At 31.7% G+C, this 15,684-nt stretch carries 15 protein-coding genes; 12 read left to right on the top strand and 3 right to left on the bottom strand.

The annotated features are described in order from the left end of the window. Positions 1-15 precede the first annotated feature (15 nt). Positions 16-1,131 carry a GNAT family N-acetyltransferase gene (locus ACKVOD_RS10790; protein WP_409209477.1) on the top strand — a complete coding sequence of 372 codons (1,116 nt, stop codon included), beginning with the start codon at positions 16-18 and terminating at the stop codon, positions 1,129-1,131. 53 nt (positions 1,132-1,184) lie between these two features. Here ACKVOD_RS10790 and ACKVOD_RS10785 read toward each other — a convergent pair whose 3' ends face one another. Then, a complete protein-coding gene (locus tag ACKVOD_RS10785) occupies positions 1,185-2,447 on the bottom strand; it encodes an aminotransferase class I/II-fold pyridoxal phosphate-dependent enzyme (protein WP_409209476.1) in 1,263 nt (420 codons plus the stop codon). Positions 2,448-2,820: 373 nt separating this feature from the next. Here ACKVOD_RS10785 and ACKVOD_RS10780 point away from each other — a divergent pair, with 373 nt between their 5' ends. The 11 genes from ACKVOD_RS10780 to ACKVOD_RS10730 all read left to right on the top strand — a co-directional run bounded on the left by ACKVOD_RS10780 (position 2,821) and on the right by ACKVOD_RS10730 (position 13,690). Continuing rightward, positions 2,821-3,144: an FtsB family cell division protein gene (locus ACKVOD_RS10780; RefSeq protein ID WP_409209475.1), complete on the top strand. Its 324-nt coding sequence runs from the start codon at positions 2,821-2,823 to the stop codon at positions 3,142-3,144. 22 nt (positions 3,145-3,166) lie between these two features. Continuing rightward, positions 3,167-4,552 carry a methylmalonyl-CoA mutase subunit beta gene (locus ACKVOD_RS10775; protein WP_409209474.1) on the top strand — a complete coding sequence of 462 codons (1,386 nt, stop codon included), beginning with the start codon at positions 3,167-3,169 and terminating at the stop codon, positions 4,550-4,552. A 60-nt stretch (positions 4,553-4,612) separates the two neighbouring features. Continuing rightward, positions 4,613-5,068: a hypothetical protein gene (locus ACKVOD_RS10770; RefSeq protein WP_409209473.1), complete on the top strand. Its 456-nt coding sequence runs from the start codon at positions 4,613-4,615 to the stop codon at positions 5,066-5,068. Next, complete coding sequence (scpA, locus tag ACKVOD_RS10765) at positions 5,068-7,191, top strand: methylmalonyl-CoA mutase (RefSeq protein WP_409209472.1); 2,124 nt, start codon at positions 5,068-5,070, stop codon at positions 7,189-7,191. Before ACKVOD_RS10770 ends, scpA begins: the two co-directional genes overlap by 1 nt. 100 nt (positions 7,192-7,291) lie before the next feature. Further along, positions 7,292-8,173 (top strand): SDR family oxidoreductase, encoded by an 882-nt coding sequence (locus ACKVOD_RS10760; RefSeq protein ID WP_409209471.1) that lies wholly within the window; start codon positions 7,292-7,294, stop codon positions 8,171-8,173. Positions 8,174-8,327: 154 nt separating this feature from the next. Continuing rightward, positions 8,328-9,095 (top strand): ParA family protein, encoded by a 768-nt coding sequence (locus tag ACKVOD_RS10755; protein WP_409209470.1) that lies wholly within the window; start codon positions 8,328-8,330, stop codon positions 9,093-9,095. A 3-nt stretch (positions 9,096-9,098) separates the two neighbouring features. Next, positions 9,099-10,028, top strand: coding sequence for a ParB/RepB/Spo0J family partition protein (locus tag ACKVOD_RS10750; protein WP_409209469.1), 930 nt, complete (start codon positions 9,099-9,101; stop codon positions 10,026-10,028). After that, entirely contained in the window at positions 10,028-10,588 is a 561-nt protein-coding gene (locus tag ACKVOD_RS10745) for a DUF5683 domain-containing protein (RefSeq protein WP_409209468.1), read from the top strand. Before ACKVOD_RS10750 ends, ACKVOD_RS10745 begins: the two co-directional genes overlap by 1 nt. A gap of 63 nt (positions 10,589-10,651) precedes the next feature. Next, positions 10,652-11,374, top strand: coding sequence for a 4-hydroxy-tetrahydrodipicolinate reductase (gene dapB / locus ACKVOD_RS10740; protein WP_409209467.1), 723 nt, complete (start codon positions 10,652-10,654; stop codon positions 11,372-11,374). 48 nt (positions 11,375-11,422) lie between these two features. Continuing rightward, positions 11,423-12,985 (top strand): signal peptidase I, encoded by a 1,563-nt coding sequence (gene lepB / locus ACKVOD_RS10735; protein ID WP_409209466.1) that lies wholly within the window; start codon positions 11,423-11,425, stop codon positions 12,983-12,985. A gap of 63 nt (positions 12,986-13,048) precedes the next feature. Beyond that, positions 13,049-13,690, top strand: a complete 642-nt coding sequence (locus tag ACKVOD_RS10730; RefSeq protein WP_409209465.1) for a WbqC family protein — start codon at positions 13,049-13,051, stop codon at positions 13,688-13,690. Here the strand turns inward: ACKVOD_RS10730 and ACKVOD_RS10725 are convergent. Continuing rightward, positions 13,679-14,725: an endonuclease/exonuclease/phosphatase family protein gene (locus ACKVOD_RS10725; RefSeq protein ID WP_409209464.1), complete on the bottom strand. Its 1,047-nt coding sequence runs from the start codon at positions 14,723-14,725 to the stop codon at positions 13,679-13,681. The genes ACKVOD_RS10730 and ACKVOD_RS10725 overlap by 12 nt on opposite strands. Before the next feature lie 51 nt (positions 14,726-14,776). Next, positions 14,777-15,643: a rhomboid family intramembrane serine protease gene (locus ACKVOD_RS10720; RefSeq protein WP_409209463.1), complete on the bottom strand. Its 867-nt coding sequence runs from the start codon at positions 15,641-15,643 to the stop codon at positions 14,777-14,779. Positions 15,644-15,684: the final 41 nt, after the last annotated feature.

Below are 15,684 nucleotides of genomic sequence, written 5' to 3'. Positions count from 1 at the left end.
AATCGTAAATTCAGAATGATAATTATAAAAGAAGCCATCACCAAAAGTGAATTAAAAAAATTTATAAAATTTCCTTTTTCTCTATATAAAAACAATGATTTTTGGGTGCCACCTCTTATCAAAGACGAACTTAAAAGTTTTGATAAACAAAATCCTGTTTTTGAATCGGTACAAGCCCAGTTTTTTTTAGCCTATAAAAATAACATCATTGTTGGGCGTATTGCAGCTATTATAAATTGGGTAGAAACCAAGGAGCAAAAAAAATTAAAAATGCGTTTCGGTTGGTTTGATGTTATTGATGATATTGAAGTTACAAAAGCCTTAATTAACAATGTAGCCGAAATTGGCAAAGCTAATAACCTCGAATATATCGAAGGTCCAGTAGGTTTTTCGAATATGGATAAGGCAGGAATGCTAACCCATGGATTCGATCAATTGGCCACAATGATAGGGATTTATAATTATGAATATTACCCTGAACATCTCCAAAAATTAGGTTTCACTAAAGAGTCAGAATGGCATGAATATAAAATTGAGTTCAAAAATATTCATATGGATAAATTTGGACCGTTATCAGAATTAATCGAAAAACGCTACCAATTAAAGGCATTGACATTTAAAACATCTAAAGCCATTTTACCCTATGTAGATGAAATGTTTGGATTACTCAATAAATCCTATGCCGAATTAGAATCGTTTGTACCCATTCAGCAATTTCAAATTGACCATTACAAAGAAAAATATATTTCCTTCATTCATCCTGATTTTATTAATTGTGCGATTGACAAAAATGGTAAATTGGTTGCTTTTGGCATCACAATGCCATCATTTTCGAAAGCATTTCAAAAAGCCAATGGCAATCTATTTCCTTTTGGATTTTTGCATTTATTAAATGCGATGCGCAAAAACGAATATGCTGAATTATATCTCATCGGTGTTGATCCTGAATACCAAAACAAAGGAGTTGCTGCGATTGTTTTCAGAGAAATGCACAAAGTTTTTACCAAACGTGGTATTAAATATATTGAAACAAATCCAGAATTGGAGGAAAACAGTAAAGTACAATTACTATGGAAAAATTTTCAACCTGTTATGCATAAAAAACGAAAGACTTTTAGGTTAAATTTTTAAACACAAAACCCATCTACGAGATGGGTTTTGTGTTTAAAAATTTATAAGTTGAATTAGGCATCTAAATCAACTTTTGTTCTACTTGCTATTTCTTTGTAAGTACCGTTTTCTAATTTCTCACGAATGGCTTCAAATGCAGTAAGTGTTTCTTCTACATCAGCTAGAGTGTGTGATGTTGTAGGTATCATACGCAGTAAAATTATTCCTTTTGGAATTACTGGATAAATTACAATCGACAAGAAAATACCATAATTCTCTCTCAAATCATTAACCATAACCATTGCCTCAGGAACACTTCCTTCAAGATATACTGGCGTAATGCATGTATTTGTGTCTCCAATATTAAAATTTCTTGATCTCAATCCGTCTTGTAATGCATTGACATTAACCCAAAGTTTATCTTTGATTTCGGATGAATTACGTAACAATTCCAAACGCTTTAACGACCCAATTGTTTGAATCATTGGCAAAGCTTTGGCAAACATTTGAGAACGTAGATTGTATTTTAAATAATCAATAATATCTATATCAGCAGCCACAAAAGCTCCTATATTAGCCATTGACTTTGCAAATGTCGAAAAATACACATCTATACCATCCTGACAACCTTGTTCTTCTCCTGCTCCCGCTCCTGTTTTACCAAGAGTGCCAAATCCATGTGCATCATCAACTAATAATCGGAAATTGTAATTTTCTTTCATTGCAACAATTTCTTTCAATTTGCCTTGTTGTCCTCGCATACCAAATACTCCTTCTGTGATAAATAAGATTCCACCGCCAGTAGTTTCTGCTAATTTTGTGGCACGTTGCAAGTTTTTCTCCATACTCGCTATATCATTATGGCGGTAAGTAAATCGCTTTCCGCTATGCAAACGAACCCCATCTATAATACAAGCATGTGCATCTACATCATAAACTATCACATCATTTCGAGTAACCAATGCATCAATAGTTGACATGATTCCTTGGTATCCAAAATTCAATAAATAAGCCGATTCTTTCATGACAAAAGCAGCCAATTCTTCTTCTAATTGCTCGTGATATTTAGTATGTCCAGACATCATTCTGGCTCCCATTGGGTAAGCAGCACCAAATTCTATTGCAGCATCAGCATCAGCTTTACGAACCTCTGGATGATTAGCTAAACCTAAATAATCATTCAAACTCCAGTTCAAAATATCTTTTCCTTGAAATTTCATTCTTGGTCCTAAATCTCCTTCTAATTTTGGAAAAACAAAATAACCTTCTGCTTGTGAAGCCCATTTTCCAAGAGGTCCTTTATTATTTTGAATTCTTTCGAATAAATCTTTTACCATAATATTTTAAAGTATTATATCTTTTTATAAGGTTGCAAAAATAATTATTTAATAACAGAAAAATGTATGAAAGTAAATTTATTTTATTCTAATGTTAAAACCAAAAATTATTAATATTCAATAAATTAAAATAGATTTTATTTGCTTAATAAAAATTGATTCCGAAAATTAGCTAATTGGTAAACAAGTAAAATATTTAATCTGATGAGAAACTATAGTTATTTGAAATTGAAGTAGTTCAAAATGTCATACTATTTAAACTTTTAATATTTTGTTTTTTGACTATTTTTGAAAAATATTAAAATATATAATTGTAATTTTATATCCTTAATAAAAAATATTTTTAAGTCTTTGCTTTTTTAAATCACAATAAATGAATTCATATAAAGATAAACCTTGGTTTAAATTCCTGAGTAATAAATACATTTGGGTATTGTTATTTTTTTCTGCTTGGATGGTGTTTTTAGATAATTACTCCTATTTTGATCATCGTATTTTAGACAAACAGATTCAAGAACTCGAAGATAACAAAACCTATTATCAAGAAGAAATTAATAAGGATAAAGAGAATATAAAACTTCTCGAAGACCCTAATCATATTGAAAAATATGCTCGTGAAAAATATTATATGAAAAAGGAAAATGAAGATATATATCTTATAGAATTTGAAGGCGACACATTAAAAAAAAATAATTAAACAGATCGTTTAAAATCTTTAAATGCATAAACTATTCAATGATTTTGATCCCATTTCCTCAAAACAGTGGAAACAACGAATTCAGTTTGAACTCGATGGTGCCGACTATAATGATACTTTAATTTGGAATTCACCCGAAGGAATACAAGTAAAACCATTTTACCACAACGATGAATTTCAAGGCAATGTTTTTTCTAGCAATCCTTCAAATTCTTTTCAAATTTGCCAAGACATCTTTGTTCACGATGTTGCTAAATCTAATTTTAAAGCCTTAGACAGCATTCGTCGAGGTGCCGAAAGTATTAGCTTTACAATTCCAAATAAGGAAATTAACATCAAAAAACTATTAGACAATATTCCTTTAGAAAAAATACTATTGTATTTCAATTTTGATTTTATAGCAATTGAATTGATTAAAGAAATTGATATCATAGCAGAAGAAAATAAAGCAACAATCTTTTGTAACATTGACCCAATTGGATTTTTAGCAAAAGACGGAAATTGGTTTACTACACCAGAAAAAAATAATTTTGAAACTTTAAATTTACTTTCTAAAGCAACAAAAAACATCTCATTGATTAGTGTAAATTCTGGATTGTATCAGAATGCAGGTGCTACTATGGTCCAGCAAATAGCTTATAGCCTAAGTCATGCCAACGAATATTTAAATCGAATAAATGCTATTCAAAAACCCATTGTTTTTAGAGTTTCTGTAGGAAGTAATTATTTTTTTGAAATAGCAAAGATTCGCGCTTTAAGGTTACTTTTTCAATTAATTTTAAAAGAGTATGACTATAAATTAGATTGTCATATCATAGTATCTCCAACTAAAAGAAACAAAACACTTTATGACTATAACATCAACATGTTGCGAACAACTACTGAATGCATGAGCGGAATTTTGGGAGGTGCTGATGCTATTATTAACCTTCCTTTTGATGCCTTATATAATAGAGGTAATGAATTTGCTGATCGAATAGCAAGAAACCAATTACTTATTCTTAAAAACGAAAGTCATTTTGACAAAGTAATTAATCCTGTAGATGGCAGCTATTATATTGAAACATTAACACAGCAACTAGCAGATAAAGCATTAACTTTATTTAAGGACATAGAGGCTCAAGGTGGTTTTTTGAAACAACTAAATGATGGAACAATCAAAAGAAAAATTCAAGAAAGTGCTGATAAAGAACAAGAATTATTCGATTCTAATAAAGAAATTTTAGTAGGCACAAATAAATATATTAATCCAAAAAACAGAATGAAAGACAAATTAGAATTATTTCCTTTTTTAAAAATAAAACCCAGAAAAACGCTAATTAAACCTATTCTTGAAACAAGATTGGCAGAAAAAATAGAACAAATTAGACTTCTTGAAGAAGAAAAAAATATAAAAATTAGCATATAAAAAAGCCGTAAATATTTAGGGTATCACAAAAATAATTACTAAAAATTAAAATTCACCTATATGAAATCACTACTTTATTTGCTCTTATTTTTAACTGCATTTAATTTGTTTTCACAACGAAAAGCACTAGAAATAACCAATATTAAAAATGGCAAAATTAAATTATTTGTTGAAAATCAAAGAGTAAAAATTAGAACACTTGATCGAAAAAAGCATGTGGGCAAGATTCACTTTTCAGACAATCAAACACTAATTATTGATAATAAATTAGTTAAAACTGACAGTATCTTAAGCATCAAAAAACAGCCTTTGGTACTTGGAACCCTCAAAACTGGGTTATTAATAGTTGGGTTTTCTGTAATAGGAGCTTCTGCAATTTCTGCGTCATCTGGAAATGACTCCTCTATTTTACTTTTTTTAGGTGGAACTGCCACCTCAATAAGCTCTGGACTTATAGAAGGTTTAAATAAAAAACGTTTTAAACAAAACTCGACTTTCAAAATTATAGACCAATAATGCGTAAAAATCTTCAACATATAAAAATTGAAAAGTTAGAAGTGAGAAGTGAGACGTTGAAAAAAAACAACTTCATCACCTCTGAAGGCATTACATTACAATCGAAATATAGTGAACAATATATTGAAAATCTTGAACATATTGATTTTGGTGCAGGATTTCCTCCCTATTTAAGAGGGCCATATACCACCATGTACAATCGTAAACCCTGGACAATTAGACAGTATTCAGGATATTCAACCGCCCAAGAAAGCAACTCATTTTATAAAAGAAATCTTGCTTCAGGTCAAAAAGGACTTTCGATTGCTTTTGATTTGCCAACTCATAGAGGCTATGATTCAGATCATGAACGTGTATTAGGTGAAGTTGGAAAAACAGGAGTTGCTATAGATACTGTCGAAGACATGAAAATTCTATTTGACCAAATCCCTCTTAACGAAATTTCTGTTTCAATGACAATGAACGGAGCTGTTTTACCTATTCTAGCATTCTTTATTGTAGCTGCAGAAGAGCAAGGTATTCAGCCTCACCAATTATCTGGCACTATTCAAAATGATATTTTAAAAGAGTTTATGGTTAGAAATACCTACATATATCCTCCTAAATCTTCAATGAAAATTATTTCGGATATTTTTGAATTTACCCAAAAAAATATGCCTAAATTTAATTCGATTTCTATATCAGGATATCATATGCAAGAAGCTGGAGCTACTGCTGACATTGAATTAGCTTATACATTGGCAAACGGATTAGAATATATAAGAACAGGTCTTAGTACCGGAATGAAAATCGATGATTTTGCCCCACGCCTATCCTTTTTTTTTGGAATTGGAATGAATCATTTTATGGAAATTTCAAAATTAAGGGCGGCAAGAATGATTTGGGCAAAATTAGTGAAACAATTCAATCCCCAAAATCCAAAATCATTAACATTACGAACCCATTGCCAAACTAGCGGATGGAGTTTAACCCTGCAAGACCCATTTAATAATGTTGCTCGAACTTGTATTGAAGCCGCTGCAGCAATTTTTGGGGGCACACAATCATTGCATACCAATGCTTTGGACGAAGCTATTGCTCTGCCCAGTGATTTTTCGGCGAGAATAGCTAGAAACACACAATTATATTTTCAAGAAGAAACGAAAGTTACTAAGACAGTAGATCCATGGGGAGGCAGTTATTATATCGAAACTTTAACCCACGAAATAGTACAAAGTGCTTGGAAGCATATCGAAGAAATCGAAAAATTGGGCGGTATGACAATGGCCATAGAAACAGGAATTCCAAAAATTCGAATTGAAGAAGCTGCGGCCAGAAAGCAAGCCCGAATTGATAGTGAACAAGATATAATCGTTGGGGTCAACAAATACCAATTAAAAAATGAAGACGCCATCAAAACACTTGATGTCAATCTTCAAAAAGTAAGCGAACAACAATTGGAACTATTAGATCAAATCAAAAAATCAAGAAATACAGAAAATGTAATTATAGCGCTTCATAAATTAACCCAATGTGCTCAAAATGGAGATAGAAATTTACTAGAATTAGCTATTGAAGCGGCAAGAAACCGAGCAACACTCGGAGAAATTAGCTATGCCTTGGAAACTGTTTACGGAAGATATGAAGCTCAAATAAAAACAGTAAAAGGTGTCTATGAGTATGAAATAAAAAATGATGAAAAGTTTATAAATGCAAAATTTCTGACGCAAGAATTTATAAAAATAAATGGAAGTTCTCCTCGAATTTTAATTGCTAAAGTTGGACAAGACGGTCACGATCGAGGAGCAAAAGTAGTAGCAACAGCTTATACCGATATTGGTTTTGATGTTATTTTAAGCCCGCTTTTTCAAACAGCTCACGAAACCGTAAAACTAGCCATTAAGAATAATGTTCATATCATCGGAATTTCTTCACTTGCAGCTGCACACAAAACATTAGTACCTCAAATATTTTTAAATCTCCAAAAACAAAACCGTCAAGATATTGTTGTTATTGTAGGTGGTACTATACCTGTTCAAGATTATCAATTACTATATAATCAAGGAGTAAAAGCAATTTTTGGTCCTGGAACCAAAATTACCGATGCAGCCATCAAAATACTTAAGATCATTCAAAAAGACTAAAAAGGAAATTTTAAAGTATAAAAAGCAAAAATATAAGAAAAAACTAGTATGCATGCATACTAGTTTTTTCTTATATTTACAATTCTAAAAAATAAAAACTATGGATTTTTCAGCAAAAATGCTTCGAGATGACGCCTTAATTGGCAAAACTATTGTAGTAACAGGCGGCGGTAGCGGATTAGGTAAAGCAATGACCAAATATTTTATGGAATTGGGTGCTAAAGTAGCTATCACCTCTCGAGATATTGAAAAACTTAAAAATACTGCCAAAGAATTAGAAACTGAAACTGGTGGTGAATGTTTACCTTTACAATGTGATGTTAGGCATTATGAACAGGTGGAAGCTATGTTACAAGAAGTAATTAAGTCTTTCGGTAAAGTAGATGTTTTATTGAATAATGCAGCTGGAAATTTTATTTCTCCTACCGAAAGATTATCTGCCAATGCTTTTGATACAGTGCTTGATATAGTATTAAAAGGATCTAAAAACTGTACGCTTGCTTTTGGAAAACATTGGATTGAGACCAAACAAACATCCGCTACAATTTTAAATATAGTAACTACATATGCTTTTACAGGTTCTGCATATGTTGTGCCAAGTGCAGCAGCAAAAGCTGGAGTTTTAGCCATGACAAGGAGCCTAGCTGTAGAATGGGCTAAATACGGCATTCGATCTAATGCTATAGCTCCGGGACCCTTCCCAACCAAAGGAGCTTGGGATAGATTATTACCCGGAAATTTAGCAGATAAATTTGATATGTCTAAAAAAGTGCCCCTAAAACGAGTAGGTAATCATCAAGAATTAGCCAATTTAGCAGCTTATCTAGTTTCTGATTTTTCAGCTTATATCAATGGAGAAGTCATTGTTATTGATGGTGGTGAATGGTTACAAGGTGCAGGCGAATTTAATATGCTAGAAGCCATCCCCGAAGAACTTTGGGATCAATTAGAAATGATGATAAAAGCAAAGAAAAATAGTTAGTAGAATGCTTATTTAATTTTTAAATTTTGGATACAAAATAACAAAAAATAAAGGCACAATTATCTAATCTGTAAACCTTAACAAATGTTAACAAAATAGATTTTCATAAACGATAATAAATTGTATTTTTACCGTTCAAAATTCAAAAAAATAAATGGGCAAAATCATTGCGATTGCTAATCAAAAAGGAGGCGTTGGAAAGACTACAACCTCAATAAATCTTGCGGCTTCCTTAGGTGTTTTGGAAAAGAAAGTATTGCTTATAGACGCCGATCCTCAAGCTAATGCCACTTCGGGATTAGGAATTGATGTTGAAAATATTGAAATAGGCACCTATCAAATTCTAGAACATAGCAATTCTCCTAAGGAAGCTATAATCAAGAGTTCGGCCCCAAATGTTGACGTAATTCCATCTCATATTGACCTTGTTGCTATCGAAATAGAATTGGTAGACAAGGAAAATAGAGAATATATGCTTAAAAAAGCATTAGAAAGTATCAAGGACGACTATGATTATATCATTATAGATTGTGCTCCATCACTTGGATTGCTTACCTTGAATGCTTTGACAGCAGCCGATTCTGTGATAATTCCAATTCAATGTGAATACTTTGCGCTCGAAGGTTTGGGCAAATTGTTAAATACTATAAAAAGTATTCAAAAAATACATAATAAAGATTTAGATATTGAAGGTTTACTCTTGACTATGTTTGACTCCCGATTACGTTTGTCAAATCAAGTCGTCGAAGAAGTTCAAAAGCATTTTAACGATATGGTTTTTGAAACCATTATCCAACGAAACGTAAAGTTGAGTGAAGCTCCTAGTTTTGGCGAAAGCATTATAAACTATGATGCTACGAGTAAAGGAGCCAATAATTACCTGCAATTAGCCCAGGAAGTTATATCAAAAAACAGCAAATAGATTATGGCAAAAGCACTAAAAAAGCAAGTTCTTGGGAGAGGATTATCAGCTTTACTAAAAGATCCTGAAAACGATATCAAATCTGCTACAGATAAAAATGCAGATAAAGTGGTTGGTAATATTATTGAACTTGAAATTGAAGCAATAGAAATTAATCCGTTTCAACCTAGAAGTAATTTTAATGAAGATTCATTAAAAGAACTAGCCTCTTCTATAAAGGAATTGGGTGTTATCCAACCCATTACGGTTCGAAAATTAGCATTTAATAAATACCAATTAATTTCGGGAGAGCGACGTCTTCGTGCATCAACATTAGTGGGTTTGAAAACCGTTCCTGCCTATATTCGAATTGCAAACGATAATGAATCCTTAATCATGGCATTAGTTGAAAATATTCAACGTCACGATTTAGACCCTATAGAAATTGCACTTTCTTATCAAAGATTGATTGATGAAATTCAATTAACTCAAGAGCAAATGAGTGAACGTGTAGGAAAAAAACGTTCCACTATTGCCAATTATTTAAGGCTATTAAAATTAGATCCTATTATCCAAACCGGAATCAGAGATGGTTTTATCAGTATGGGTCATGGTCGTGCAATTATTAATATTGATAACCAAGACGTACAAACCGATATATATCAAAAAATTGTTAGTCAAAATCTTTCGGTACGTGAAACAGAAGCCTTGGTCAAAAACTATCAAGAAAGTTTGAAACCAACCAGAGTCGGAGCAGAACTGAGCGGAGCTAAACCATCAGCAAAAGTAAAAGCCGAGTCCTTTAAAGCTTTAGATACTCAAAAAAATGTATTAAATTCTTATTTTGATACCAAAGTAGATGTTAAAATAACGGGTAATGGCAAAGGAAAAATTACGATTCCGTTCCATTCCGAAGAAGACTTTAACAGAATTATAAAGTTAATTAAAGGATAGTGTATAAAATCGTTATCATAGGACTGTTCTACTTTTTTTTAGGAAACTTTTTTGTTTTTTCTCAAGGAAAAATAGATACAACAATAATAACGAAAGACAGCTTAAAATCTAAAAATATTGACCCTTTAACTCCTGCTAAAGCCGCATTTTATTCTGCTGTTTTACCAGGTCTAGGTCAAGCTTATAATAAAAAATACTGGAAAATTCCACTTGTATATGGAGCAATAGCAACAAGTGTTTATTTTTACATTGATAGTAAAAAAAATTACAACCAATATAGAGATGCTTATAAACGTAGATTAGAGGGTTATACCGATGATAAATTTTCTTATTTAGACGATAGCAGATTGATTGCGGGTCAAAAATTTTATCAAAGAAACAGAGACTTATCTGCTTTATTTATTTTAGGATTTTATGCATTAAACATTATAGATGCCAATGTTGATGCAGCATTAATACAATTTAACGTAAATGAAAACTTATCTGTAAAACCTAATATTTACCCCAATGATGTAACATCTAGGGCAAATGTAGCACTTACTTTAAATTATAATTTTTAAGTTCAAATAACACTCCTAAAGGGATAGTTATAAGAAAATGAGATTAATAAATAAGCATAAAAAATGAAAATAGCACTTTTAGGATACGGAAAAATGGGCCAAACTATAGAGCAAATCGCTTTAGTAAGAGGTCATAAAATCGTTTTGAAAAAAGACGAATTTAATACGTATGAAGGACTTTCTGATGCCGATGTGGCTATTGATTTCAGCATACCGTTGGTTGCAGTAGAAAACATTTCGAGTTGTTTCCTTGCTGGTGTTCCAGTTATTTCAGGAACTACAGGTTGGTTAGAACATTATGATGAAATGGTGGCGCTTTGTAAGGCAAAAAATGGGGCGTTTATTTCTAGTTCAAATTTTAGCTTAGGAGTTAATCTTTTTTTTGAACTTAATGAGTATTTGGCGAAAATGATGGCTAAATTCGAATCTTATTCAGTTGATATGGAAGAAATTCATCACACCCAAAAACTTGATGCTCCAAGTGGAACCGCTATTTCATTAGCAAAAGGAGTCATTGAAAATAGCAATTACACCAATTGGATTATGGAAACTCCTGAATCAAATAACCCTAACGATAATGAATTGATGAAAAAAATTCCTATTGTAGCCAAAAGAATTGGTGTAGTTCCTGGAACACATACCGTAACTTATAATTCTCCTATAGACAGCATCGAGATCAAGCATACCGCTCACAATCGGGATGGTTTTGCTCTAGGTGCAGTAATTGCCGCCGAATGGATTGTTGGAAAACATGGGGTTTTTACAATGAAAGACGTTTTAAATTAAATTCTATTCAACCAATTCTGAAATCTTTAATCTGAAATCTAAATTATTATGACACTATATCAATGGTTTGTTTTTTTCTTGATTATTCAAGTAATACACTTTTTAGGCACCTGGAAATTATATGAAGCCGCAGGCAAAAAAAAGTGGCAGGCTGCAATTCCGGTTTATAATTCAATTGTATTAATGAAAATAATTGGTCGACCTACTTGGTGGACATTATTGTTATTTATTCCAATCATAAATTTAATCATGTTACCCGTTATTTGGATCGAGACATTAAGAAGTTTTGGAAAACGATCTTCGGTAGATACTTTTTTAGGCATAGCCACATTTGGTTTCTACATTTATTATATTAGTTACACTCAAAAATTAATACACAGAACCGACAGAAGTTTAATATCTGAGACAAAAACAGGAGATACAATTAGTTCACTTCTGTTTGCAATTATTGTCGCTACAATTGTACATACCTATTTTATTCAACCCTACACCATCCCCACTTCGTCTCTTGAAAAATCACTATTAGTAGGTGACTTTTTGTTTGTGAGTAAAGTAAATTATGGCGCAAGAGTTCCAATGACTACTGTGGCTTTGCCTATGGTTCATGATACAATTCCGTTGCTGAAAAGAAAATCATATCTCAAATGGCCTCAACTACCCTATTTTAGATTACCAGCTATGGAGAAAATTAAGAATTGTGATATAGTAGTTTTCAACTGGCCTTTGGATACCGTTTACTTTTTTAGGGATCCATCAGGAAGACATATTGACAAACCTATTGATAAAAAATCAAATTATGTAAAACGTTGTGTGGGTATTCATGGCGATAGTTTACAAATAAAAGATGGTATCGTTTATATTAACGGAAAAATATTAGCCTTACCCGAAAGAGCAAAACCGCAATATTCATACAGAATTACATTAGACGGAAAAACACCTATCAATTTTGAATATCTATTTAAAGATATGGATATCACTGACGGAATTAATTATGTAAGTGAGCAAAAAGACACTGTTGGAATAGCTGCCTTAACTTTTGAAAATGCTGAAAGGATGAAAAATGTTCCTGGAATAATATCTGTCACAAGGTGTGTTGAGCATGGAACTGAGTACGGTAGTGGTGTTTTTCCTCATATCAATAAATGGAATCGTGATAATTATGGGCCTATTTATATACCACAAGCAGGAAAATCAATAGCTATTAATTTGACAACACTACCTTTTTATAGCCGCATAATCACTGAATATGAAGGAAATAAAGTAGAAATTAAAGGGAGTGACATCTACATTAATGAGATTAAAACAAAAAGTTATACTTTCAAACAAGATTATTATTGGATGATGGGAGACAACCGCCATAATTCTGAAGATAGCCGCTATTGGGGTTATGTCCCTGCAGATCACATCGTTGGAAAACCTGTATTTATATGGATGAGTTGGGACACCAATGGCAAAGGGATAGATAAAATTAGATGGAATCGATTATTCACTACCGTTGGCGGTGATGGTCAACCTCAATCCTATTTTAGATGGTTTTTATTGGCATTAGTCGGGTATTTTATTGGTGAGCATTTTTGGAAAAAAAGAAAAGAGAAAAACATAAAGGTTTAAAAGTTTAAAATAGTTTAAGGTTTGTGCAACAACCTTAAACCTTAAATCTTAAACAATTAAAAAATGAAAACGCTATTCCATCCCACTTACTTTCCATCGATTAGTCATTTTGCAACAATGTCTCAAGCTGAGAATATTACTTTCGAAATGGAGGATAATTTTCAGAAACAAACCAATAGAAACAGAACTTATATCTATAGTCCTAATGGAATTCAAATATTAAACATTCCTATTAAACATTCGAAAGAGGCGCACCAAAAAACAAAAGATGTTAGGATAGAAAACGATTTTGACTGGCAAAAACAACATTTTAAATCATTAGAAGCAGCCTATAGAAGTTCTCCTTTTTTTGAATATTTTGAAGATGATATTCGCCCAATTTTTGAAAAGAAACAGAATTTTTTAATGGATTTGAATTTTGAAACCATAGCTATAGCCTCAAAATGTTTGCGAATGAAATTGGAATACGAAATAACTTCAGAATACTTTCAAGAATTAGATTCTAAAACCCTTGTTGATTTTAGATCTCTAGCCAATGGCAAAAAAGACAATTCACAGTTTGAAATATACACGCAAGTATTTTATGACAAACACGGTTTTTTGAATAATCTAAGTGTTTTAGATTTAATTTTCAATGAAGGAAGGTATGCTTTAGATTATTTAAAGAATCAAAAAATAGGAATTAAAACTCCACTAATCCATTGACAATTTTGCCATAATTGGGTAATGATCTGAATTTTCAAACTCGGGAAAACTTTCAAATTTTTTCACTTTCATATTCTCATCTGCAAAAATATAATCGATTCTGGCGGGATAGTATTTGAATTTATAGGTTGCTCCAAAACCTTTTCCTGCTTCTTCAAAAGCATCTTTTAACTTACCTTTTATATTTCTATACACATAAGAAAAAGCACTGTTGTTCATATCTCCACAAATAATTATCGGATATGGACAGTCTTTTTTGTGCTCTTTCAAAATTTCGGCTTGTTGCTGTTGTTGTTTAAAAGCGATACTAATTCTATTGAATAATTTCTGCGATTTTCCTTGGTTAATAACATCTAAATTATCATGTATTTCATTAACATCGGGTGAAATTTTTATCGATTGCAAGTGCATATTATAGATCCTGATGATGTCTTTTCCCTTTTTAATATCCGCAAAAATGACATTGTTGTTAGACCTTGGAAAAACAATATTACCTTGATCGATAATTGGGAATTTTGAAAAAATAGCTTGACCCGTTTTTATTTTATTTCCTCCCATTAATATGTATCGATGAGGATAGACTTTTAAGTCAATATTAGCAGAATTCGAGAACTCTTGAATACAAAGTATATCTGGGTTTTTCTCATTAATAAAAGAAAGTATATTCAAAGGTACATCATCTCTATCTAACCATTTGAAAACATTGAATAAACGCACATTATAACTCATTACAATAAAATCTTTTTCGTCTTCTATATATTCTTTAGAAGAAAATTTATAAAATTTAGTTATAAATGTAATACCCATCAAAAGCACTAATCCTGATAAAATCATTCTTTTTTTGAATTGAAGTCCCCAATACAAAAAAAACAAGCCATTTAAAATAAAAAACAACGGCATAAACAAAGTGAGGACTGATAAAATAGGGAAAACTTTTGGAGCCAAAAAAGGTAAAACATAAGCAATGAATGTCGATACAGTGAGAACTATATTCAACAAAAACATCAGTTTATTAAACCAAGAAAGGTTTTTCATTGCATTTAGTTTAAGAGTCCATTTGTTTAAAAAGTTTAAACTTTTAAAAAATTATTTTCCTGATTGAAACAAAAAATCTTTTTCATCTTTTGATAAAGAATCATATCCTGAACGGCTTATTTTGTCTAAAATTTCATCCACTTGTTGTTGCTTCCTATCCTTGGTAATAATTTTTGAAACTACCCTTCCGATCGGTTTTTTATAATTCTTATGCACCTTTTTGAAGGGAGTTGAACGAGAAGCAGAAAACAAATTAACAAAAAAATTGATTGAGTTCGATACTATTGCACTCAAATCAGTTCCGTTTTCTAATAATTTGACATAGACAAAACCAAAAAAAGCACCAGCTAAATGAGCGATGTGACCCCCTGTATTATCCATTCGAATCTGCATCAAGTCGATTACAAGGATTACCATTGTTATATGCCACAACTTCACGTTTCCAATTAACAGCAATCGAACATTCATCAATGGACTGTAAGTGGTAGTAGCCACCAAAATAGCCATAATAGCAGCCGATGCGCCAACAATAGAAGCATTAAGATTCAAAAAATAATAGCTTAAAACAAAGACAATACCTGCAAATATAGCACTCAAAATATAGACACCTAACCATTGCTTTTGGTTAAAAAAAGTAAGAAACAATTGACTAGAAAAATTCAATACCATCATGTTAAAAAACAGATGTCCAAAACCATCATGGAAGAAGGAATAGATCAATAATGTCCATGGTTTGAATATAAAAACATTAGTTTCAGAAGATAGCGCAATCCAATCCGGAAAATTAAATGAACCTGTATTAAATTGATAAAAAAACAACAACGAAACCAAAAAGACAGCAATATTCCAAAAGATTAATTTCTGGGCAATTCCTCCGAATTTGTATTGTGCTTTCAAGTCGTCTAGTATACTGCTCATTTTGTGGTTAGAGGTTTAAAAAGTTTAATGCAAGAATCTAC

The sequence above is a fragment of the Flavobacterium sp. genome (assembly GCF_046155325.1).
Lineage (GTDB): Bacteria > Bacteroidota > Bacteroidia > Flavobacteriales > Flavobacteriaceae > Flavobacterium.
Note: the sequence above shows the minus strand (reverse complement) of the source record. Positions and strands in the feature narration are given on the sequence as shown.